At 69.5% G+C, this 21789-nt stretch carries 18 protein-coding genes and 1 pseudogene; 12 read left to right on the plus strand and 7 right to left on the minus strand.

Annotation, left to right across the window (positions count from 1 at the left end):
- Positions 1-47 precede the first annotated feature (47 nt).
- From FNV62_RS25895 to FNV62_RS25905, 3 genes are read left to right on the plus strand one after another with little or no spacing between them, the layout of a single operon-like run.
- Positions 48-1511, plus strand: coding sequence for a replication initiator (locus FNV62_RS25895; RefSeq protein ID WP_144315668.1), 1464 nt, complete (start codon positions 48-50; stop codon positions 1509-1511).
- Entirely contained in the window at positions 1508-1714 is a 207-nt protein-coding gene (locus FNV62_RS25900) for a helix-turn-helix transcriptional regulator (RefSeq protein WP_225900371.1), read from the plus strand. The genes FNV62_RS25895 and FNV62_RS25900 overlap by 4 nt, the downstream gene beginning before the upstream one ends.
- Positions 1708-3102, plus strand: coding sequence for a tyrosine-type recombinase/integrase (locus FNV62_RS25905; RefSeq protein WP_144315670.1), 1395 nt, complete (start codon positions 1708-1710; stop codon positions 3100-3102). Before FNV62_RS25900 ends, FNV62_RS25905 begins: the two co-directional genes overlap by 7 nt.
- Before the next feature lie 138 nt (positions 3103-3240).
- On the opposite strand, the gene FNV62_RS25910 is transcribed toward FNV62_RS25905, so the two are convergent.
- Entirely contained in the window at positions 3241-4095 is an 855-nt protein-coding gene (locus tag FNV62_RS25910; RefSeq protein ID WP_144315671.1) for a hypothetical protein, read from the minus strand.
- A 735-nt stretch (positions 4096-4830) separates the two neighbouring features.
- Here FNV62_RS25910 and FNV62_RS25915 point away from each other — a divergent pair.
- Both FNV62_RS25915 and FNV62_RS55810 read left to right on the plus strand, forming a co-directional pair.
- The gene (locus tag FNV62_RS25915; RefSeq protein WP_097285387.1) at positions 4831-5400 is read left to right on the plus strand and encodes a DinB family protein; all 570 of its coding nucleotides are present in this window, start codon (positions 4831-4833) and stop codon (positions 5398-5400) included.
- Between the two features lie 363 nt (positions 5401-5763).
- Positions 5764-6003 (plus strand): annotated as a pseudogene (locus FNV62_RS55810) (DNA mismatch repair protein MutT); the annotation flags it as partial.
- Between the two features lie 128 nt (positions 6004-6131).
- Here the strand turns inward: FNV62_RS55810 and FNV62_RS25925 are convergent.
- The 3 genes from FNV62_RS25925 to FNV62_RS25935 all read right to left on the minus strand — a co-directional run bounded on the left by FNV62_RS25925 (position 6132) and on the right by FNV62_RS25935 (position 8537).
- A complete protein-coding gene (locus tag FNV62_RS25925) occupies positions 6132-6428 on the minus strand; it encodes a hypothetical protein (RefSeq protein WP_143627219.1) in 297 nt (98 codons plus the stop codon).
- 403 nt (positions 6429-6831) lie between these two features.
- Positions 6832-7896: a CU044_5270 family protein gene (locus FNV62_RS25930; RefSeq protein ID WP_143627221.1), complete on the minus strand. Its 1065-nt coding sequence runs from the start codon at positions 7894-7896 to the stop codon at positions 6832-6834.
- On the minus strand, positions 7893-8537 hold the full coding sequence (locus FNV62_RS25935; protein ID WP_097285390.1) for an RNA polymerase sigma factor: 645 nt from the start codon (positions 8535-8537) through the stop codon (positions 7893-7895). The genes FNV62_RS25930 and FNV62_RS25935 overlap by 4 nt, the downstream gene beginning before the upstream one ends.
- Before the next feature lie 382 nt (positions 8538-8919).
- On the opposite strand from FNV62_RS25935, the gene FNV62_RS25940 reads away from it, so the two are divergent.
- Complete coding sequence (locus FNV62_RS25940; RefSeq protein ID WP_186003103.1) at positions 8920-9933, plus strand: hypothetical protein; 1014 nt, start codon at positions 8920-8922, stop codon at positions 9931-9933.
- Positions 9934-10236: 303 nt separating this feature from the next.
- On the opposite strand, the gene FNV62_RS25945 is transcribed toward FNV62_RS25940, so the two are convergent.
- The gene (locus tag FNV62_RS25945; protein WP_143602258.1) at positions 10237-11721 is read right to left on the minus strand and encodes a S1C family serine protease; all 1485 of its coding nucleotides are present in this window, start codon (positions 11719-11721) and stop codon (positions 10237-10239) included.
- Positions 11722-11988: 267 nt separating this feature from the next.
- Here FNV62_RS25945 and FNV62_RS25950 point away from each other — a divergent pair, with 267 nt between their 5' ends.
- From FNV62_RS25950 to FNV62_RS25960, 3 genes are all read left to right on the plus strand, one after another.
- A complete protein-coding gene (locus tag FNV62_RS25950; RefSeq protein WP_097285393.1) occupies positions 11989-12798 on the plus strand; it encodes a glycerophosphodiester phosphodiesterase in 810 nt (269 codons plus the stop codon).
- Positions 12799-12935: 137 nt separating this feature from the next.
- The gene (locus tag FNV62_RS25955) at positions 12936-13574 is read left to right on the plus strand and encodes an ATP-binding protein (RefSeq protein WP_143627223.1); all 639 of its coding nucleotides are present in this window, start codon (positions 12936-12938) and stop codon (positions 13572-13574) included.
- A gap of 193 nt (positions 13575-13767) precedes the next feature.
- On the plus strand, positions 13768-14733 hold the full coding sequence (locus tag FNV62_RS25960; RefSeq protein ID WP_143627225.1) for a DUF5926 family protein: 966 nt from the start codon (positions 13768-13770) through the stop codon (positions 14731-14733).
- Between the two features lie 263 nt (positions 14734-14996).
- On the opposite strand, the gene FNV62_RS25965 is transcribed toward FNV62_RS25960, so the two are convergent.
- Both FNV62_RS25965 and FNV62_RS25970 read right to left on the minus strand, forming a co-directional pair.
- The gene (locus FNV62_RS25965) at positions 14997-15668 is read right to left on the minus strand and encodes a hypothetical protein (RefSeq protein ID WP_225900372.1); all 672 of its coding nucleotides are present in this window, start codon (positions 15666-15668) and stop codon (positions 14997-14999) included.
- Between the two features lie 55 nt (positions 15669-15723).
- Positions 15724-16389, minus strand: coding sequence for a bifunctional DNA primase/polymerase (locus FNV62_RS25970; RefSeq protein WP_054235106.1), 666 nt, complete (start codon positions 16387-16389; stop codon positions 15724-15726).
- A gap of 481 nt (positions 16390-16870) precedes the next feature.
- On the opposite strand from FNV62_RS25970, the gene FNV62_RS25975 reads away from it, so the two are divergent.
- From FNV62_RS25975 to FNV62_RS25985, 3 genes are all read left to right on the plus strand, one after another.
- Positions 16871-18394, plus strand: coding sequence for a PP2C family protein-serine/threonine phosphatase (locus tag FNV62_RS25975; protein WP_082417600.1), 1524 nt, complete (start codon positions 16871-16873; stop codon positions 18392-18394).
- A 236-nt stretch (positions 18395-18630) separates the two neighbouring features.
- On the plus strand, positions 18631-20133 hold the full coding sequence (locus tag FNV62_RS25980; RefSeq protein ID WP_060899421.1) for an aminopeptidase P family protein: 1503 nt from the start codon (positions 18631-18633) through the stop codon (positions 20131-20133).
- 161 nt (positions 20134-20294) lie between these two features.
- On the plus strand, positions 20295-21755 hold the full coding sequence (locus tag FNV62_RS25985) for a PLP-dependent aminotransferase family protein (protein ID WP_143627227.1): 1461 nt from the start codon (positions 20295-20297) through the stop codon (positions 21753-21755).
- Positions 21756-21789 lie beyond the last annotated feature (34 nt).

Here is a 21789-nt window from a genome sequence, read left to right on the forward strand (position 1 = left end):
GCTGCCCGCGGGCCCACCCTCGCGCCAGAAGGGACACCCCGCCACTCATGCGCCGCTCCCTCGACCTGCGCCACGTGATCAGCCCCGGCCTGCGGGACCTGGTCGAACTGGCCAACACCGACGACTTCGACCGCGTGACCGAGCAGGTCCGCAGCCTGCGCGGCTGCTCAAGCCCCGTCAACCTGCACGGCTGGACGGTCACGACCGACCAGGCCACCAAGCAAGTGGTCCGCTCCTACCGCTCCGAGGACGAACCCTCCGGACGTCTACTCACCACCTGCGGCAACCGCCGCGCCTCCCGCTGCCCCGCCTGCTCCCGTCTCTACGCCGCCGACACGTACCACCTCATCAAAGCCGGACTATCCGGCGGCAAGAACGTCGCCGAAGCCGTCCGCAACCACCCCCGCGCCTTCGTCACCCTCACCGCCCCCTCCTTCGGCCCCGTCCACAACCGGCCCACCACCAACGTGGGCAAGCCCCGTCCCTGCGCGTGCGGCGCAAGCCACCCCCAGGACGCCCCCGAACTCGGCACCCCGCTGCACCCGGCAAGCTACGACTACACCGGCGCCGTGCTCTGGAACGCTCACGCCGGGGCCCTCTGGGCGCGCTTCACCACCTATCTCCGCCGCGCCCTCGCCGAGCACCTCGGCATGACGCAGAAGGCACTCAACGCTGCCCTCCGCGTCTCCTTCGCCAAGGTCGCCGAGTACCAACAACGCGGCCTGGTCCACTTCCACGCGGTCGTCCGCTTCGACGGGCCCGACGGCCACACCACCTCGCCCCCGACCTGGGCCACCTTCGACGCTCTTAGCGTCGCCGTCGGCCTGGCCGTCGACCGTGCCCGGCTCACCATCGAGTCGGACGCGGTCGGCGAACGCGTCATCCGGTGGGGCGACCGGTTCAAGGTGGATCAGATCTCCGCCTTGGGGGACGGCGAACTCACGGACACCAAGGTCGCCGGATACGTCGCCAAGTACGCCACCAAGAACGCCGAAGGCGCGGGCACCGTGGACCGCACCCTCGTATGCCGCCCCTGCTCCGGACGCGGCTATGTACGCGGCCCCGACGGCTTCCGCGACCTGTGCGACGACTGCGACGGCTCCGGCCAAGCCGAACCCCTCACCGACCTCCCGGTACAGCAGCACGCCCGCCAGATGATCCGTACCGCTTGGGCGCTCGGCCACCTTCCGGAGTTCGCCGACCTCAAGCTCTGGAAGTGGGCTCACATGCTCGGCTTCCGAGGCCACTTCTCCAGCAAGTCCCGCGCCTATTCCACCACCCTCGGCGCACTCCGCGACGTACGCCGCGCCTGGCGCACCGCCCAAGCCGACCGCGCTCGTGCCCTGGCTGGCCTCCCCGTCGACGACGAGAACACCACCCTCGTCACCGACTCCTCATGGACCTACCTCAGCAGCGGCTACCGCCCCGGCGAAGAACTTCTCGCTGCCCAGGTTCGCCACGACCTAGCCCATGTCCAACGCACGAAGTCCGAAGGAGAGCTCTGGCTGTGACCACTCCGACCAAGGCCGACAAGCAGACGCTGAAGCTGGTCGAAGCGCTGGATGAGATCGGGGTGTCCCGCGCCGCCTTCTACCGGATGCGCGCTCGGGGCCAGGCGCCCAGACACTTGAAGCTGCCCAACGGTCAGATCCGCATACGCCGGGCCGACCTCGACGCCTGGTTCGACGCCTGCGAGGTGCAGGAAGCGTGCTGACCTACGACGTTCAGATCTGGGCCATCCGCAAGCGGCCCGACCGTTCGGCGGCCTACCAGCTCCGGTGGCGCGTTGGCCCCCGGCCCTTCTCCAAGAGCTACAAGATCAAGGCTCAGGCCGACGGCCGACGCTCGGAACTGCTGACCGCCCTGCGCAGCCGCGAACAATTCGACACGAAAACCGGCCTGCCGGCCTCGGAGGTCCAGGCCCTCAACTCCTCCACCTGGTACGCCCACACCCTCGCTTACGCCGAGATGAAGTGGCCTGGCGCCTCGGCCAAGCACCGCGCGAGCATCGCTGACACGCTCGCCACCATCACGCCGAAGCTGGTCAAGGACAACCGCGGGGCTCCAGCTCCGAAGGTGCTCCGGATCGCGCTCTACTCGTGGGTCTACCGGTTCGTCCTCGGCAATGACGGGACGCTGCGGCCCCGCCTCGACGTCGAAGAGCCACCTGCCGACATCGTGGCCGCGTTGGCCTGGATGGGCCGGAAGTCCGTGGACATCACCGACCTCAACACGCCCGCGGTGGTGCGGACGGCACTCAACGCACTGAAGCTGAAGCAGGACGGCACGGCCGCAGCCGAGAACACGGTGAACCGCAAGCGAACGGTCTTCAGCAACTGCCTCAGGTACGCGGTAGAACGGGAGTTGCTGACGACCCTGCCCCTCGACAAGGTCGACTGGACCCCGCCCGAGACCGACGACGAGATCGACTTCCGGTTCGTCCCCGGCCCCAAGCTGGCGAAGGCGCTGATCGACGCTGTCGGTGAGCAGGGCGAACGCGGGCGGCACCTGATGGCGTTCTTCGGCTGCCTCTACTACGCGGCGAACCGCCCTGGTGAGGCGGTCAGTCTCCGTGAGGACGACTTCGCCCTTCCCGAAGAGGGCTGGGGTGAAGTCCTGCTCTCCACGAGCATGCCCCGAGTCGGCTCCGGATGGACCGACACGGGCGAGTCGTTCGATACGCGCGGCCTGAAAAAGCGGGCACGCAAGGCGACCAGGCCGGTACCGATTCCACCGGTTCTCGTGCGCCTGATCCGCGAGCACATCAAGGAGTTCGGCACCGCCGAGGACGGCCGGCTCTTTCGCGCAGCCCAGGGCGGCCACCTCCTGTCCAAGGAGTACGGGGAGGCGTGGAAGGCCGCCCGCCTCGCAGCGCTGACGGAGTCCGAGGCGGCCTCGCCGCTAGCTGACGTGCCGTACTCCCTGCGCCACGCGGGCGTTTCGCTGTGGCTTGAGTCTGGCGTCTCTCCGGCCGAGGTCGCACGCCGGGCAGGTCACAGCATCGCTGTTCTGTTCCGCTTCTACGCCAAGGCGATTCACCGCAATCAGCAACGGGCGAACCAGCAGATAGCACGGGCGTTGGAGGCTGCCGACGGCGAATAGGCCGTGCGGTCCGTCCAAACCACAGGCGTCACCCTCACCCATGCCAAGGTGGGGGTGACGCCTTTTGCGCTGTCGGGGACCCGATCTCCTGCTTCAGGCATGGGAGTACGGGGCAGGGACGTGCTGGAAGCTCCCGGCTCAGGCCGTGCCGGTCTGGTTGCCGTCGGTCACCGAGTGGAGGGTGTAGGTGTCCGAGGCAGCGGGGACGGACAGGTCGACCGCGACGCCGTAGTTGGAGAAGTAGGTGGTCCGGGTGACCTTGGCGGTGGCCGTCTGCATCTGTTCCTGCGCCTCCACAGGCAGGTTCTCACTGTTGACCCAGAGGTCGATGTGAGCGTCGGCAACACCTTGTGCCGCGAGTTGCTTCTTGAAGAACTTCACGTCATCAGGCGTCAGGCCCTGCCTGGTGGCGATCAGCTTGGCCGTGTCCAACGTGCCCGTGTAATGGGTGGTGGCCGCCCCGCGTACCGCCTCCTGGCCCACCTTGCGCAGATCGCCGCTGGCCATCAACATCCGTACGGCCATGGCAGGGTTGGCCCGCTTCAGCTGGTCGGTCGTGGCCTTGCCAGCGGCACCTTGCGCCGCGAGGAGGGCAAGCGGTTCCTTGATCCAGTGCTTGCCGCCCAGCTTGGCCACCTTCTGCGCAGGCACCTTCAGGTACATGGCGTCGCTCCGGACCTTCATCGGCGTCGGGGCAGAGGACTTCACCGACATCGTGACGTTGGCCTGCATACCGTGGGCCCAGTCGTCGTCCCCCGCAATCCGCAACTGGCGCAGAGTACCGACCGTGACGGTCCGAACCATAGTGGACGAGTGCACCTTGGCTGTGGCGTCCTCCACCTTGAGCAGGTAAGCCACCGGTGAGACAACGACCGCTGACGGCGTGGCGGAAGTGTGTTGGCCCGTCGCCGAGGTGGATTTGCCGCCGCAGGCGGAGACCGTGCCCAGAGTCGCCGTGGCAGCCGTGACCGCCAGAACCGTACGGAACCGCATGCCACGCAAGGGGCGCCCCCTGTTATCTGTTGTCCGAAGATCGGATGTTCGAATGGTGGGCGCAGATTAGCGTACGGAACCGGCCGGGTAGCGGCGAGGTTGGGCGAACTGTACGGCGCAGAAGGTGCAGGCTGCGATGCCGTCCGGGTGGCGACTCGCGGGTCCCGGCGCCTCAGGGAGACGGTTCATGCCTCGGATCAGACAGGGCCGCTGAGCAGCGGATTTCCAGACCTGGTCGGCTGGTTCTTGGTCCACGCCTGGTCCACACGCACTGATTCACAACGCGACAAAGCCGGATCAAGGTGAGACAGGATCCATGCAGAAGGGGTGCCCCTCAGTGAGAGGCACCCCTTCTGACCAGCACGTCTATGACCTGCGGTGGCGGTGCGATCCGAGGCCACGGGGACGCTTTCGCGTCCTCACGTTTTTCAAGACCGTTCCCTTAGGCCGCTCGGGCAACCCACCTGCGCACCCGCCCACCAGGGACGGAGCGGGTACAGCGTACCGGCTCCAGACGATTCGCAGCGGCCGTGGCCCACACGGGGTCCGCTGGCTCGGTTCCGCGCACCATGCCCACTGCGCCGATCATCAACACCCGGTCCGCGGCTCTTGGGAGGCACCGGGGAGTGGATCATGGAAATCTCACCTCTTCCCTCATTTAGGTCAGAATCTGACCTCTAGGGCCTCTAGCGTCCTCCTTGCCCGGCGGAACACAAACCACGGAAGGCAGCGACCATGAGCGAGACCGTGACCGTCAACGAACTGGCGACCCACGACCCGGCCGATGAGCCGACCGCCACCGGCGAGCGCGCCGAATTGCTGGAGGTGCTGGCCACGCATCGGCGCTTCCTGCGTTTCACCACCCGCGACCTCACCGACGAGCAGGCCGGGCGCCGGACCACCGCCAGCCAGCTGTGCCTGGGCGGCCTGATCAAGCATGTCGCTGCGGTCGAGCGGACCTGGGTGCAGTTCATCCTGGACGGCCCGTCGGCGATGCCCGACTTCACCACCATGACCGAGGCCGACTGGGCCCGGCGGGCCGACGATTTCCGGATGCTGCCCGGCGAGACGCTGGCCGGCGTGCTCGCCAACTACGCCGAGGTATCCCGTCGGACCGACGAGTTGGTTGTCACCCTGCCCGACCTGGACGCAACACAACCGCTGCCCAAGGCCCCGTGGTCCGAGCCGGGTGGGCAATGGTCGGCCCGCCGGGTGCTGATGCACATCATCGCCGAGACCGCCCAGCACGCCGGACACGCCGACATCATCCGCGAGTCCCTGGACGGCGCCAAGACCATGGGTTAGCCAGCGGCGCGGTAGGTCGTATCGCCCCCACACGGTCGGGGCGACACGACCTGTGACCCCGCAAACGCCTTACCCCATGATCCGCGGGTCAAGGTCGTCGGGCGAGGCAGCTGACATCTACGCCTGACATCAACGGGCGCGAACGTCGGCGTACCAGTGCAGTTGAGGGCGTACTCGCCAACGTCGGTACGCATTACGACGCTGACCTGGGTTTTCCTCTTCAGAGAGGCACTCTATTCCGCCTCGGACTCCTCGTCCGGGGCCGTTTGCGTGAGCGGACGGGTCCCCAGGCTCCGAGGTTTCTCCCGAAAGATCAGCACCATCCGGCACAGACTCCGGGCCTGGATCCCCCGCATCGTCGGGCTCGGGCTCGCCCACGTCCTCCACGGCGCCTGAGGCGTCGAAGTCCCCGATGGTTTCCTCACCGTGGTCTTAGGTGCTCATGAGTGGAGCGGCGAACCCGAGAACCGCGGGCCGCGTCAGCACGCACAGGTCGGTTGGGTCGACGCCGACGCCCTCCCCAAGGACGTGGAAACCACCGCCAGCGCCGTCCACCGTTGTCTCAAAGGCGGGCCGCAGGTGTCGCTTGACGGATGGAAGTAGTCGGAAGCGTTCTCGCGCCGGGCGGACGAATAAGAGCTCGGAGGCTCGGGGCCCCGAGCCCTCACACAGTCCGCGTATCCGTCTGTCGTCGACGGACGTTCATGCACGCGATGGCCCTCCGACGATGCTCAGAAGCGCCGGTTACGGCCGTCGCAGAGGCCGTAACCGACGCCGAGGTGGAAGCGGACGCGCTCGCGCCAGTCAATCGCGATGAACTTCGCCGTTCGGTGACCATGTCTGGGCGTCGCCAGCCCCACCAAGCGCGGGCCAACCAGCAGATCCAACAGGCTCTCGACGCGATCAACGAGCACGACGACGAGTAGGCAAACCGGCTCGTAGGGGCGTCCCTTGTGGGGCGCCTCTCGTGTTTTGGGAAGCGGGATCATTCCCAAGCCGTTTGCCTGCACCCCGCCTTCATGGATCAAGGACTCGTGGCACTCGTGTCTGCCGGCGTCGGCCTTTTGGGTGCGCTCGGTGGTGCGGCCATCGGCGGGGGGGGTAGCCGCTGCAAGAGGGGCACGCCTCGGAGCTGAGACGACGGCAAGGGCGACCGCCAATACCTCGGGCGCCAGTAGTGGCCGTTCACCTGGCGGTTCGGAGTACGAGTAGGCCGCCCACGACACGACGAGCGGCCTGCGTCCTTCGTAGCGTTGTGCTGCCTGCCGTCAGCTCTGGCGGGCCGTACGGCGTCTGCGCGCGATGAACACTGCGCCAGTGCCGACCAGCCACGACCGCGAGACCGACGCCCGCGACGACGGGAGTGCCGCTCGACGCGCTGGTCCTGATCGCGTGGCAACATACGCACTGCCCAGCGGGGCGATCGTGTTCTCACGCACCGGTACCTTGCGCGCCGGGGCGCTGCTTCTGGGCGTCGACGACGGCCCTCTCCAGCACGGCGGTGTATTCGAGGACCGTGCCGGGCTTGACGTCGTCGGCCTGTTTGACCTGGACACCGCGGCTGCCGAGATAGGCGTACGTCTTGCGGTCGAAGATCCATTCGGTGCGATCGCCGCTCTGCTGGTCGACGTGGGCCAGGGCGATGCCCTCGCGGCCCGCGGCGTCCTGGGCATGGTCCACCACCACAACCCCGGGGATCTTGGCCGCGGCCCGGTACAGTGCCGCATTCAGCTTCGCCGGTGCGAGCTGCTCCCCGAGCAGGTCGCCGACCGTGGTGAATGCCTCCTGGTCCGGTGAGTTCCCCTGGCCCTTGGTCTCCTTGTAGATCTTCTTCAGCAGGGCGTCCGGGTCGGTGGGCAGCGTCTTGAGGTAGTCGTAGGAGGGGGCGTTCAAGCTGCTCTCGACGTCACTGTTGAGGGTGATGCCACCCTTGGGCTGGTAGCCGGGCTCGTCCAGCCAGCCCTGCTTGCCGTCGGGGGAATTCCATGCCTCACGGATATGCAGGGGCTGGACCAAGGTCTTGGACTTGTCTGCGTCGGTGTGCAGGACGGAGAGGTAGGAGACCTTGCTCTTGATGTAGATGTACTGGCCCGGACCGGGTTCGGGCGTCTTGCTGGCCGAGGCGGCGGCGGCGATGTGCTCGACGGTGGAGGCGAGCTGGGCGGTGCTGCCGGGCTCGATGCGGACGACCGGCGCTTCGACCGGGGGCGGGGTGGCCGCGGCCGGGCTGCTGCCCCCGGAACCGGTCAGCGCGGTGAAGGCGAAGGCGCCGGCCAGGGCGGCGGCGGTGACCGGGACACCGATCACCAGGACACGGCGTGCCACGCGGCGGGACGGCGCAGGGGCGGGTGCAGTGGGCTGGATCTCGCTCATCAGGTGCTCCTCGAGAAGCAGGTGACGGTCGAGCGACAGGTGCGGGTCTCCCGGCGCCGGCAGCAACCGGGCCAGTTCCGCGTGGCCCAGCGACTCCTCACGCCGAGACTTCTTGCGGATCATTCGGACCTCTCCTCGTACGCCTCATGTGACCGGGCCGCGGAAGTGCGGCCGCCCTGTACTTGTCCGTTGCGCGGTAGCGGTTCCGTGCGTTTCCTCAGTTCTTCGTCGGCCAGCTTGCTCAGCCGTTTGCGGGCGCGGGACAGGCGGGAGCGCACGGTGCCGACCGGAACGCCGAGCACGGCCGCCGTCTCCGCGTAGCTGAGCCCGGACCACACACAGAGTGTGAAGACCTCGCGCTCACTCCGGTTCAGCTTCTTCAGCACCCGCTGGGCGGCAGCCAGTTGGTCGGCATCGGCTATGCGGCCGACGAGTTCGTCGGCGAAGTCCGGGACCTTTTCCTTGGCCGGCAGGCGCTCCAGGGCCCGCTGGTGGCGGCGCGCAGCCCGGGTGGTGTTGCGCAGTACGTTGACGGCGATGCCCATCAGCCAGGGGCGCGGACTTTCGCCCTCATCCCGCAGCTTGACGCGCAGCCGCCACGCCTCCAAGAAGGTCAGCGAGACGATGTCCTCGGCGACGGTCCAATCCCCGGTCACGCGCACCGCGTGCCGGTGGACCAGTCGGGCGTGGTCACGGAAGAGCTCGCGGAACGCCTCGGGGTCGCCTGCCCGTATCCGGGTGTGCAATGAGTAGTCCACGTCCATCCTTGTCCACACGGCAGGGCAGGTTCCCGTGGCGTGCGTCACACGGTCAGGAGACATGGGGCTCCGCGGCCAGGCTCGCACATCACGACCGCCGTCTCCGTGGGCTGAGCGACATCTCGGGCGGCAGCGAGTACTGGGCGGCACGGCAGCTGAGCAGCAGGGCGGGTGGCGTTCCAAGGTTCCCCTGTCCCGTCTCAGTCGGTCTGGTCCGAATCTCAGATGATCCGGTCAGGTTCGCTGGTCGCCTCATGTGATCTGGTTCCTGGGTCGGAGCAGGTCACCGGGGGATGTAGAGGGGCCGTCGGCGCCCGCCGCCCACCGGGCGTGAGCACCTCAAGAAGGCGCCTGGGCCGGTCGCGGCTATGATCCGCATCTTCGAGCGATGGGGGGCCTGGTGGGGATATTTCGGCGCGGAGAGCGTCGTGACGGGGTGGACCTGCCGCGCGACGGGGAGTTCGCGTTCCTGTCCGAGGCGGAGGCGGCCCGGTTGCGCACCTTCGTCCGCGAGGCCTTCGCGGAACGCGGCATCGAGGTAACGGTCGAACCGGGACGCGTGACCACGGTCTCGGGTTGGCGCTTCGGCCTCTCCAATCTCGCGGCCGTGTGCCACCACGACAGCCGCGGCCCTCGGTGCTGGCGGACGCTGGTAGACGAACATGTCGACCGGGTCATCCGTTCGATGGATGGACCACAGGCTCTCAGGGCCCTGCCGCACGAACGGCTCCTGGCCCAGCTCTACCCCCGCTTCATTCCCAGCGACCCCGCGCTCCTGAAGGCCTTCGGGTACGGTCCCCGATCGGTCCCGGGGCTGCTGGAGGTGCTGGCGCTCGACCTCCCGGAAACCGTCGACATGCTGACCGCGGACTCCCTCTCCGATCTGGGTGAAATCACGGCCCTTCGGGACCGCGCGTTCCAGAACCTACGGGCCGTCCGCGTGGACAGGCACAAGGTGGTCAAGGACAAGGACGGCTCCCACTTCGACGTGCTGACAGGAGGCTCGTACTTCATCGCGAGCCTCGCCCTGGTCCTCGACGAGGTCGTACGCCGCTACACCAAGGACGCACCCGCGCCGGACGGAATCCTGGTCACTCTGCCGCACCGGCACCAACTCGCTTTCCACGTCATCCGCGACAGGAGCGTGGCCCCCTCACTGCACGCCATGGCCCGGTTCGCCGCCATGGGCTTCGAGCAGTCACCGGGCGCGCTGAGCCCTTCGGTGTTCTGGTGGTACGAGGGCAGCTTTACCCAGGTCGCCACACAGGACGACGCCGGCCTGCACATCAGACTCACCCAGGAGGCCATGGACCTGGCGGCACGTTTCGCGGGCGGTAGCCAGGCCTGGCTCAACACGCGGCCTTGCGGTCACTTCGAATCGCCACCGGCGGACCACATCTGAGACGACGGACCGCATCCGCGGGCGACGGACCAGATCACATGAGGGAGCCGTGCCACCTGCTTCGGGCTTGGAGTCCTTCAAACCATCAGCCCGACGAAAGCCCAGGTCGCAGCCAATCCTGCGGCCCGACATCCGGTCCACGCCTGGTCCACACACGCTGATCCACCACGTGACGAAGCCGGATCAAGGTGAGACAGACCTGATGCAGATGGGGTGCCCCTCAGTGAGAGGCACCCCTTCTGACCAGTACGTCTATGACCTGCGGAGTCGGCGCGATCCGAGCCTGGGGACGAGACCAACCGGTCAGCTGTCGCCGTCGCGCTGTCCGAGGGTGACCTCGGCCGTGTGGGTCTTTCCGTCGCGCGTGTACGTGAGCTTCACGACGTCGCCGGGCTGGTGGGTCCAGATCTCGCCGATGAGGGTCGGGCCGCTGTCGATCACCTGGTCGTCGAGCTTGGTGATGACGTCGCCGGGCTTGAGACCGGCCTTGTCGGCGGGGCCGCCGGAGGTGACCGCCGCGGAGCCGCTCGCGCCCTGCTCGGTGATCTTCGCGCCGCCGGTGCCGTCCTCGAGGGAGACCGAGGCGCCGATCACCGGGTAGACCGGCTTGCCGGTCTTGATCAGCTGCTGGGCGACGTGCTTCGCCTGGTTGATCGGGATCGCGAAGCCGAGGCCGATGGAGCCGGACTGGCTGGTGCCGCCCAGACCGCCGCTGCTCGAGGACTGGATCGCCGAGTTGATGCCGATGACCGCGCCCTGGGCGTCCAGGAGGGGGCCACCCGAGTTGCCCGGGTTGATCGAGGCGTCCGTCTGCAGGGCGCTCATGTAGGAGGCCTTGCTGCTGGCACTGCCGTCGCTGGAGGCCACGGGGCGGTTCTTGGCGCTGATGATGCCCGTGGTCACCGTGTTCGAGAGGCCGAAAGGCGCGCCGATCGCGATCGTGGAGTCGCCGACCGCCACCGCATCGGAGTCACCCAGGGTGAGCGGCTTCAGGTCCGACGGCGCGTTCTTGAGCTTGATGACCGCGACGTCGTAGCCCTGCGCGTGGCCGACGACCTCGGCGTCGTACTTCTTGCCGTTGGGGAAGGTCGCGGTGAGCTTGCCGCCGTCGACCGCGTCCGCCACGACGTGGTTGTTGGTGAGGATGTGGCCCTGGGTGTCGAAGACGAACCCGGTGCCGGTGCCGCCCGAGCCGCTGCTGCTCTCGGCCTCGATGGTGACGGTGCTCGGCAGCGCCTTGGCGGCCACGTTCGCGACCGTGCCCGAGGCCCGCTTCACGTCACCACTGCCGCTCGGCGCGGAGACGGTCGTCGAGTCGGTGGAGTTGTCGTTGTTCTTGGCCAGCGAGTAGCCGATGCCGCCGCCGACGCCGCCCGCGACCAGCGCGGCCACCAGGATCGCCGCGACCAGGCCGCCACGCCGGTTCTTGGGCTGCGGCGCGGGCTGTTCGTAGGAGGAGCCCCAGCCGCCCGCGCCCGAGCCGCCACCGTCCGCGTACGAGGGAACGGCGGGCGGCGGGGGCGGCCAGCCCGCCTCGGCGGCGGAGACCGGCGCTCCGGACGCTCCGGGGGCGTGCCCGTGAGCCTCAGGAGTCCCGGCGCCCATCGACGCGTACGCCGGTGTCTGCTCCGGTGCGCCGGGGGCGCTCGGAGGCACCGCCGGGAGCTGGGCGGTCGGCGCGCCCCCTTCGGGCGCAGCGCTCTGCGCGGAAGCAGCGGGAGTTTCCACCGGCACAGGAGGTGCGGACGGGGCCGGGGGTACTGCAGTGCCCTCGTTCTCGGTGCTCACAGCTCTTCTCCTCGGTCCACGGCTGTTGTTCTCGGTCGCACTCGGTCACGCTCACTCACGCTTGTCAGACGGTCCGGCGCGATGCAGCTGTGCTGGTGTGCATGTGCTTTTTGTACGCCGTCAGCTTTTCCCACGGGACGTCAGAGCACCATAAGCGGTGGCTGTGGGTCCAGGACCATCCTTTATATCGGGCTTTTTATACTAAAAAGAAACATTCCTGGCGTCTCGGCCTCCACGTCGGCCCTGCGACGGTGGCACCATGACGCGGTGACCCACGCACGACAGCACCCGATTCAGGTGGTCGCCCACCGCGGGGCCTCCGAAGAGGCTCCCGAGCACACCCTGGCCGCGTACAAGAAGGCGATCGAGGACGGTGCGGACGCCCTCGAGTGCGATGTACGGCTGACCGCGGACGGACATCTCGTCTGTGTACACGACCGCCGCGTCAACCGTACGTCCAACGGCCGCGGAGCCGTCTCCGCCCTGGAGCTCGCCGAGCTCGCCGCCCTGGACTTCGGCTCCTGGAAGAACCGCGACGAGTCCCCCGACTGGGAGTACGGCCCCGGGGACCCGCAGGACACCTCCGTCCTCACTCTGGAGCGACTGCTGGAACTCGTCGCCGACGCGGGCCGCCGCGTGGAGCTGGCCATCGAGACCAAGCACCCCACGCGTTGGGCGGGCCAGGTCGAGGACCGGCTGCTGCTCCTCCTGAAGCGCTTCGGCCTGGACGCCCCGGCGAGCGCCGCCACCTCTCCGGTGCGCGTCATGAGCTTCTCGGCGCGCTCCCTGCACCGCGTCCGGTCCGCGTCCCCGACGCTGCCGACGGTCTATCTTCTGCAGTTCATCTCACCCCGGCTGCGCGACGGACGACTGCCGGCCGGTGTCCGGATCGCAGGCCCCTCGATGCGGATCGTGCGCAACCACCCCGGATACATCGAACGGCTGAAAAGAGCCGGTCATCAGGTCCACGTCTGGACGGTGAACGAACCCGAGGACGTCGATCTCTGCGTTGAACTGGGCATCGACGCCATCATCACCAACCGCCCCCGCGCGGTGCTGCACCAACTCGGCCGCTGACCTCGCGGCTCGTCGTCCGGAAACCACCGCTCCAGGTGCCGACGACAGCCGTCGAACCACGTCATCCACCGCCGAAATCCAGCCACTCGGTTACAGGGAGTGCACCGGCGCGTTCGTTCCGTGTTCGATCGTTACGAGTGCGTCAGCAGACGTGGATTGGCCGGTTTCCGGTCCAGTCCGGAGGGGCATCCACACCGTGGCGTGGGGCAAAGGAGGTCTCGGGGGTGGCGTTGGTGGTGGCACAGGAGGTGCCCACGTCGTCGAGCATGGCCGTTCCCCATGGCCCTGCGGGCGTGGGGAAAGCAAGACATCGGATGCGCGATCAACTGCGCACCGGTGGAGTGACGGAATCGGTCATCGACGACGCCGTACTGATCCTTTCCGAACTTTTGAGCAATGCGTGCCGGCACGGCAGGCCCCTCGGCGACGCCCTCGCCGGGGACGGCGACGTGCGGGCCGCGTGGCGCGTCGACGCGTCCGGGAGGCTCACCGTCGAGGTGACGGACGGCGGTGGTCCGACCCGCCCGGTTCCCGCCACACCTTCGGTCACCGCACACGGCGGCCGCGGGCTGAACATCATCACGGCGCTGGCCAAGGACTGGGGCGTACGGGACGACACCCGCGGAGAGGTCACCGTGTGGGTCGTCGTCCAGGACGACGTGACGGACACGGCCACGGCGCGTCGGCGTGACGACTTCGCTACGCGCGTCGCGTCACCAGGTGTGACGGGACTGCCCGGGCTGGACTTCACGGACGCCTTCGACGACTTGGACTGACCAGGGCAGGACAGGGCGGGACGGGGCCGGGCGGGACGCGACGGAGCGGGGCGGAAACCGCGGGCGGAAGCCCCGGACGGAAGGTCCGGTTCCGTGACGACTCGGTGCGTTGTCCACAGGGTCCCGTCGGCTGACGTACGAGCGGCTAGGCTCGCGCCAGTACGAGACGAGCCGTGATCGGGAGACACCCACGATGGCCAAGAAGCGACCCCAGACGAAGGCCAAGCAGCCTCAGCTCAAGGACGGGGAGATCCCGGTAGTCGGCGCTCGCGAGCCCTGCCCATGCGGCAGCGGCCGCCGCTACAAGGCCTGCCACGGCCGGGCGGCCGCACACGCGGTGACGGAGCTGGTCCAGCGCCCCTTCGAGGGCCTGCCGAGCGAGGGCGACTGGGTCGCGCTGCGCGAGCTGGTGCCCGCCGCCACGGTCGAGCTGAATCTCAAGGAGAGCCTGCCCGAGGGGGTTCCCTCGGTGACGCTCGCCACCGTCCTGCCGATGGCCTGGCCCGCGCTGCGCCGCGACGACGGCTCGGTCCTGATCGGCCTGCAGAACGACACGGCGTCCGGCGACATCAGCCGCGACCTCGCCGACACCCTCCAGCGCGCGCTCACGGCCCAGCCCGGCACCCCGATCCAGGGCCGCCGCGCCCCTGCCGACGGCCCGCGACTGCAGGAACTGCTCGACCCCGAAGGCGCGTTCGAGCCAGTTGTGCACTCGGGCTTCGAGTTCTGGGTCCCGGACACGGCACACTCGACGCCGGAGGTCACCGCCTCCCTGGAGCGGGCCAACGCGGCGGCGATCCCGACCGTGAAGCTCTCCGGCGTGGACGCGGCGTACTGGTGCGAGACCCCCGACAAGAACCACCTGCGCTGGGTGATGCCGTACCCCGAGGAGCAGCTTCTGGACGCGCTCGCGCGGCTGCACGCGGCCGGTCGCTCGAGCCTCGGCGAGGGCACGCGGCTGGTCGGTTCCTTCCGTGCGCACGGGCTCACGGTGCCGGTCTGGGACCTGCCGACGGGCGTCACGGCCGACGATGTGGAAAAGCCGGCGGCCGAGTTCGCCGAGCGCCTCGCGACCGCCCTGGCCTCGGACGCACCGCTGACCCCTGACGAGCGGCGGGCACGCGGCGGCCTCACGAACCGACAGGTCACGCTCAGCTGACACACAGCTGGGGCACTGACCGACCGGTCAGCTGGTCGGCGCTTCACGGAGTGGGTGACTCCTGTCACAACTCCCGGCGGTGACAGGTAAATCCGTGTCCGAATAGCCGAGATCGAATTTGCGAACCGCCGATCTCTTGTTACCGTTCGAGTAGCCCGGTTGCTGGTGCATCCCCCGTCGCCAGCAACCGGGTCTTTCCATGTACGGATTTTCCTGCGGCGTCAACCGCCTTGCTACGGGGCCGAGTTGCTCCCCGAGACGCTCTACGGACCGCTCTCCGGTCCCCTTCCCGAGGTGCTCTCGGAGTCGCTCCCCGAGGCGCTCGCCGCCTCGCTTCCCGACCGCAGCAACATCGGCCCGCTCCCGACGCTCCTCGCGAACTCGGCGACCGCCGTGTACGCCCCCACACCTCCCGCCGTGCGCCCTCTGGGCGTCTCGCACACCCCCGGGTCGTCCTCGGCACCCACCGCGCAGTTCATCTCCACGGTGCGGCCACCGGGGCCCATGAGGCTCAGTGTGGAGCTCAGCTCGTCACCGGTCGCGTTGCGGTAGTAGGTGCGCGCCCAGGTGTCCTCCCCCTGGGTCATGACACAGGTCTGCGCCTCGATGCCGTCGGGGGAGGAGAGTTCGGGGCCGCACCGGGCGGCGGTGGCCCTGCCGAGGCCCAGAAGCCGGGGCACGGGCGCGGAAGCGGGAGGGGTCGCGGAAGCGGAACGGGGCGCGGCGGGGGCTGCCGTTCCCTTGTCGTCGATCGTCCGGGACGCGCGTAGGGCCTCGGAGCTCCCGTCACCGACGGGTCCTGCGGAGGCCACGGTCAGTGGCAGGGCGACCGTGAACACCACGAGGCCCGCCAGCGCCACCAGGCGAACCTTGTGGAAGTCCGGCCCGGCACGTAGAGACGATGGGGCTCTGTGTCCCCCGGAATGACGCTGCATAGTGCGGAACATAACGAGCGTGGGTGGGCGCGCGGCTCACCGCGCGCCGGGCACCCTACAACTCGGGCGCGCTCACACCCGTACGAGTGAGCGCCTCCACCACCGCGTCCACCACGGCCTCCACATCGGGCACCCAGGGCGCGGCCGAGCCGGGCAGTGGTGCGCGCTCCCAGCGGATCTGGCCCTGGCCGGTCTCGGACGGGGGCAGCGCGATGTAGCCGCCCTCGCCGTGGAAGCGCAGGGACCCCGGCACGAAGTCCTTGGCGTAGAGGAGCTCGCCGAGCTGCTCCATGGAGTAGGGCGCGACGAGGATCGCCCAGCGCGTGGGCGCCGCGACGACCGGGCCGAGACGCATGCCCGTGCGGTCGAGCGCGTCGAGTGCGCGCGCCGCCGCGAGGGCGGGCAGGCTCACCGCGCAGGGGGCCGTGCCTCCGGTGGCCAGCACGATGGGTGCGGACGGCCGGTTGGTCCACCACCAGCGCACCATGCGCTCGTCTGTGGTGGCCGCGAGGAGGCCGGGGTCGAAGGGGTGGGCACCGGGCACCGTGCACTCCGGGTCCGGGCACCCGCAGCGGGCACGCCCCTGCGGGTCCGGTGCCACACCCGGGAGCACGGGCCACTGCCAATCGGTCGCGAAGGTCAGGGCCGCGCTGAGCATCTCAGACCTCCCGTTGTTTCGCCTGGACAGGAGCCTGCGTCGCCTTCCGAGGATCTCGCGCATGAGCGCTCGTTCCTTTCCGTTGCACGCCTGGCAACACCGTGGATCACATCACGTCATGTGTCGATCACTTCACTGTGCGTACCTGCTGGCGCATCACACCCCTGCGCACGGCAAGGGGAACCCATCTGGGCCGAGCATTGGCTGCGTCCGCGTCCATACTGCGTCTGTCTGAAGCATGGGCATGGCGTGGGGTGGCGGCGCCTGGCGTTTTGCCGTCCCGCTGTTTCTTGCCGCCTCCGCCACGGGAGGATGGGGCACGGTCGTCGGTGGTTAAGACGCCCGGGTCCGTCGCCAGGTTCCGGGCGGATCCCAACCACCCCTGGCCTTCACCGAGTACGTACCCATCACGACCGCTGTGACGCTCCGTCGAACGAGGCCAGTCGACCTCAATAACCCGTTACCTGAGTCAGTTTTAAGCCAACTTTGCTTTCCCGCAAGGGTTACCGAGGGTCTCATGGACACCAGGAATCCCAGCAGGACAATGCTGGACATCCCCTCACGAGTGCGTGTACATGTGGAGACACTGCTAGCGGCGCAGAACGACATGGGGGTTTGCGATGCTATTGAGCAATACGCACCGGTCGGAAAGCCGGACACCATGAACGCCCCTCACGTTCCGAAAGTGGCCGGAATCGATTCAACGGTTCCCGCGCCCGCACACACTGTCGCGCCGACGACCTCCGTCACGGGTTCCGCGACGGGCTCCTCTTCGGCCACCTCGTCCACCGGCCCCGGAGCCGTTCTCCAAGATCGGCTCGCCGGCTGGGTGTCCGACCTCACCACCCTCCACGAACTCACCGAGCGCCTGGTGCGCACCGCGACACTGAACGACGCGCTGCAGGAGCTGCTGCGCGCGGGAGCCGCCCTCGTGGGCGCCCGGCGCGGTCTCGTCGTCATGGAACCGGGCGACGGACTCGGCCCGGACACCACCATCGGCCTGGGCCTCGCCCGCGCCGACCTCGGCCACATCGAGACCGTCCCGCGCAGCGCCATGTCGTACGGCAGGATCCTGGACGGACTGCCCGGAGGCGAGGGCGAGATCTCCCAGCCGGACCTCCTCTCCGAGGACGGGCTCGACCCCCGCCACCGCGAGGTGGCCGCCCGGCTCGGCTACGCCGCGAGCTACGCGCTGCCCCTGTCCACCAAGGCGGCGGGCCGGCTGGGCGCCGCCGTATGGCTCTACGACGAACCCGCCGAACCGGTGGAGCGCCAGCGCCACCTCGTCGGCCTCTACGCCCGCTACGCGACCGAACACCTGGCACGGCTGCTGGAACTGGACCGCACGCGCGCGTGCATGAAGACGATCTCCCAGGAGCTGCTGCCGCCGCGGCTGCCCCGGGTCTCCGGTGTCCAGCTCGCCGCCCGGCACCGCACGGGCCCGCGCGGAGGCGGCGACTGGTACGACGCGCTGCCGCTGCCCGACGCCGCGCTCGGCCTCGCGGTCGGCTCCGTCACCGGGGCCGGGCCCAGCGCGGTCGCCGCCATGGGCCGGCTGAGGGCCTCACTGCGGGCGTACGCCGTGATGGAGGGCGAGGACCCCGTCGCCGTCCTGTCCGACCTCGAGCTGCTGCTGCGCCTGACCGAGCCCGCCCGCTCCGCGACCGCCCTCTTCGCGTACTGCGAGCCCGCCCTGCGCAAGATCACGCTCGCCGGGGCCGGACACAGCCCGCCGCTGGTGATCGGCGCGCGGCGCACCGAGTTCGTGGAGACCTCGCTGTCCGCGCCCCTGGGCATGCTCGCCTGCTGGGAGGCGCCCAGTGTCGAACTGACGGCCGAGCCCGGCGAGACCGTGCTGCTCTACACCGACGGCCTGCTGCACCGCACCGGCGACCCCATGGACCGCGCCTTCGCCCGGCTGCACGCGGCGGCCGCCAGCGTCCCCAGGACGCTGCGTGAGGATCCCGGCGCGCTCGCCGACCATGTTCTGCGGTCCGTGCTGCCGGACGGGCTGGACGAGGCGGACAGCGGGGAGGACGTCGTACTCCTGGCGGCGCGCTTCGACTGAGGTCCGCGCTTCGAGTGCGGTCGATCCAGGCTTCGACTGCGGTCGGTCCACGCTTCGAGTGCGGTCCGTACTTCGACGAGTGCGGTCCTGTGGGGCCGCCGCGCTGAGTTCTGCGCGTAACAGGACTTCCGGCCCTGGGCCCGCTCCCGTACGACCGTACGATGATGGGTGTCCCCCTGCTCGAGCACAGCGGAGAGCTGGGGGGAAGGTCCAGAGTCGTATCTAGGAGGCAGACCGTGTCGGAGGCGCTCAACCCGGAGACCCCGGAAGCCGTGCTCGACGATGCCGCTGACGAAGCGGGCGAAGAAGAGCCGATCAAGCAGCGCAAGAACGGCCTGTACCCGGGCGTGTCCGACGAGCTCGCCGAGAACATGAAGTCCGGATGGGCCGACACCGAGCTGCGCGGCCTCACGCCGATCGCGCAGGCCGAGTACACCGCCACCCGCCGCGCCGCGCTCTCCGCGCGCTTCCCGGGCGAGCGCCTGGTGATCCCGGCGGGCAACCTGAAGACGCGCTCGAACGACACGGAGTACCCCTTCCGCGCCTCGGTCGAGTACGCCTACCTCACCGGCAACCTGACCGAGGACGGCGTCCTGGTCCTGGAGCCCACCGTCTCCCCGAACGGGAACGGCGGCCACAAGGCGACGATCTACCTGCTGCCGCGCTCCGACCGCGAGAACGGCGAGTTCTGGCTGTCCGGGCAGGGCGAGCTGTGGGTCGGCCGTCGTCACTCCCTCACCGAGGCCGAACAGCTGTACGGCATCCCCGCCTCCGACGTGCGGGAGCTGGCCGGCAAGCTGCGTGAGGCCACCGGCCCGGTCCGGGTCGTGCGCGGCTACGACGCCGGCATCGAGGCGGCCCTGACCGACAAGGTCACCGCCGAGCGCGACGAGGAGCTGCGGGTCTTCCTCTCCGAGGCGCGGCTGATCAAGGACGACTTCGAGGCCGGCGAGCTGCAGAAGGCCGTCGACTCGACGGTGCGCGGCTTCGAGGACGTCGTGAAGGTCCTGGACAAGGCCGAGGCGACCAGCGAGCGCTACATCGAGGGCACCTTCTTCCTGCGCGCGCGGGTCGAGGGCAACGACATCGGCTACGGCTCGATCTGCGCCGCCGGCCCGCACGCCTGCACGCTGCACTGGGTGCGCAACGACGGGCCCGTGCGCTCCGGAGACCTGCTGCTGCTCGACGCGGGCGTGGAGACGCACACGCTCTACACCGCCGACGTCACGCGCACACTGCCGGTCAACGGCCGCTACAGCGAGATCCAGAAGAAGATCTACGACGCCGTGTACGAGGCCCAGGAGGCCGGTATCGCGGCCGTGCAGCCCGGTGCCAAGTACCGCGACTTCCACGACGCCGCGCAGCGCGTGCTGGCCGAGAAGCTCGTCGAGTGGGGTCTGGTCGAGGGCCCGGTCGAGCGTGTCCTGGAGCTGGGTCTGCAGCGTCGCTGGACCCTGCACGGCACCGGCCACATGCTCGGCATGGACGTCCACGACTGCGCCGCCGCGCGGACCGAGACGTACGTGGACAGCACGCTGGAGCCGGGCATGTGCCTGACCGTCGAGCCGGGCCTGTACTTCCAGGCGGACGACCTGACCGTCCCCGAGGAGTACCGGGGCATCGGCGTGCGCATCGAGGACGACATCCTGGTGACCGAGGACGGCAACCGGAACCTGTCGGCGGGGCTGCCGCGCCGCTCCGACGAGGTCGAGGCGTGGATGGCGGCTCTGAAGGGCTGACGTAGGGCCGGCGTAGGGCTGGCATAGGGCTGATGGCCGGGTACGAGAAGTGCCCGGCCATTGGTCTGCGGGTAGGTCGTGGCTGGTCGCGCCCACGCGGCGGAGCCGCATGGTGTCACGGCCCGGCGCCCCTTTGGGCGCGGGAACTCACGGGGGGATGAGTGGGCGACGACTTCTGGTCCGGTGTCGGGGTGGATCTGCATCTGGAGCCGGACGTGGCCGCGGGGCGCAGAACCGGGCTCGAACGGGCTCTGCGGGACGCGGTGCGCGACGGCCGGCTCGCTCCGGGCACACGGTTGCCCCCGACCCGGCGGCTCGCGACCGAACTCGGCATCTCGCGCGGGACCGCCAAGGGGGCGTACGACCAACTGGTCGCCGAGGGGTACCTGACAGCCCGGCAGGGGTCGGGCACCGAGGTCGCGGTGCTTCCCGCGGACGCCGTGTCGGAAGCCGTCGGGGCTCCCCGCGCGCGTGCGCCCCGTTTCGATCTGCGGCCGGGCAGCCCGGACGTCGGTACGTTCCCGGCGGCGGCGTGGCTGCGGGCGCTGCGCCGCGCGATCGCGACGGCGCCCTCCCTGGCGTACGACTACGGGGACCCGCGCGGCCGGATCGAACTGCGGACGGCGCTCTCGGGCTACCTGGGACGGGCCCGGGGCGTGATCGCGCCCCCCGAGCGGATCGTGATCACCTCGGGATACGTGCAGGGGCTCGCGCTCCTCACGCGTGTGCTGGACGGCGGGGTGGTCGCGATGGAGGACCCCGGACTGCCGTTCCACCGGGACGTGGTGCGGCGGGGCGGAGGCACGGTGGTGCCGCTGAAGGTGGACGAACGAGGCGCCTGCGCTGGGGAGTTGGCCAACTCACCGGCGGACGCCGTCGTCGTCACGCCCGCCCATCAGTACCCGACCGGGGTGACCCTGCACCCCGAGCGGCGGCGGGCGCTCACAGACTGGGCCCGCGCGCGCGGCGGACTGATCGTCGAGGACGACTACGACGGTGAGTTCCGCTACGACCGGCAACCCGTCGGCGCCCTCCAGGGCATGGCACCGGGACAGGTCGCCTACCTGGGCACGGCGTCCAAGACCCTCGGCCCCGCCCTGCGGCTCGGCTGGATGGTGCTGCCGCCGCACCTGGTCGACGCGGTGGCCGACGTGAAGCTGCACAGCGACCATCACACCGAGTCCATCGGCCAGTTGGCGCTGGCCGAGATGATCACCAGCCACGCCTACGACCGTCATGTGCGCGCCTGCCGGCTGCGGTACCGGCGACGCCGGGACCAGCTGCTCGACCGGCTGGGGGCGCGCAGGAGCGTACGCGGTATCGCGGCCGGGCTGCACGCACTGGTGGACGTGGCGGACGAGGCGGAGGTGCTGGCGCGGGCGGAGGAGGAGGGGCTCGCGGTCGGGCATCTCGGCGAGCACTGGCACGAGCGCGGCGAGGGGCGGCCTCAGGGCTTGGTCGTGGGCTACGGGACTCCCCGGGAGCGGATCTATCCGGAAGCGCTGGAGGCGTTGGGGCGGGTGCTGGACGGGAGCCAGGGGGTGTCGGACGGGAGCCGGCGGGTGTCGGGCGGGAGCCGGCGGGTGTCGTACGGGAGCCAATTGGGTCGCGAAAAGGCGTGAGGATTGGGCCTGTTGACAGGTCCACCGGGCCCGT

The sequence above is a fragment of the Streptomyces sp. RLB3-17 genome (assembly GCF_007113425.2).
GTDB classification, from domain to species: Bacteria; Actinomycetota; Actinomycetes; order Streptomycetales; family Streptomycetaceae; genus Streptomyces; species Streptomyces mirabilis_D.

Excerpts from the sequence above, each read along its gene's own strand:
- FNV62_RS25895 (WP_144315668.1), top strand. The coding sequence starts at position 48 with ATGCGCCGCTCCCTCGACCTGCGCCACGTGATCAGCCCCGGCCTGCGG.
- FNV62_RS25910 (WP_144315671.1), bottom strand. The coding sequence starts at position 4,095 with ATGCGGTTCCGTACGGTTCTGGCGGTCACGGCTGCCACGGCGACTCTG.
- FNV62_RS25915 (WP_097285387.1), top strand. The coding sequence starts at position 4,831 with ATGAGCGAGACCGTGACCGTCAACGAACTGGCGACCCACGACCCGGCC.
- FNV62_RS25930 (WP_143627221.1), bottom strand. The coding sequence starts at position 7,896 with ATGATCCGCAAGAAGTCTCGGCGTGAGGAGTCGCTGGGCCACGCGGAA.
- FNV62_RS25935 (WP_097285390.1), bottom strand. The coding sequence starts at position 8,537 with ATGGACGTGGACTACTCATTGCACACCCGGATACGGGCAGGCGACCCC.
- FNV62_RS25940 (WP_186003103.1), top strand. The coding sequence starts at position 8,920 with ATGGGGGGCCTGGTGGGGATATTTCGGCGCGGAGAGCGTCGTGACGGG.
- FNV62_RS25960 (WP_143627225.1), top strand. The coding sequence starts at position 13,768 with ATGGCCAAGAAGCGACCCCAGACGAAGGCCAAGCAGCCTCAGCTCAAG.
- FNV62_RS25965 (WP_225900372.1), bottom strand. The coding sequence starts at position 15,668 with ATGCAGCGTCATTCCGGGGGACACAGAGCCCCATCGTCTCTACGTGCC.
- FNV62_RS25970 (WP_054235106.1), bottom strand. The coding sequence starts at position 16,389 with ATGCGCGAGATCCTCGGAAGGCGACGCAGGCTCCTGTCCAGGCGAAAC.
- FNV62_RS25975 (WP_082417600.1), top strand. The coding sequence starts at position 16,871 with ATGCTGGACATCCCCTCACGAGTGCGTGTACATGTGGAGACACTGCTA.